General features: G+C 58.5%; 1 protein-coding gene. It reads right to left on the reverse strand.

From position 1 onward, the window contains the following. Positions 1-205 (reverse strand): transposase (locus FSO04_RS46220; protein WP_174825365.1); only part of this gene is annotated, 205 nt, incomplete at both ends.

Raw genomic sequence — 205 nt, forward strand, 5'->3', positions numbered from 1 at the left:
TCCGGGTCAGGAAGTGGGTGGCCCCCATCCAATGCTTCAGCGTGCCGAAGACGTGTTCGACAGTGCTTCTTCGGATGATCATTGCATCAGGCTTCCGGTCGAGTCGACGCTGCATAACTTCCAGTACATGTTCGTGCTCCCATCGTCGGATGCGGCGATAGTCGCTGGGCGAACATCGCTCCTTGAGATGGCAACGCGGGCATGC

Source organism: Paraburkholderia madseniana, assembly GCF_009690905.1.
GTDB lineage: Bacteria > Pseudomonadota > Gammaproteobacteria > Burkholderiales > Burkholderiaceae > Paraburkholderia > Paraburkholderia madseniana.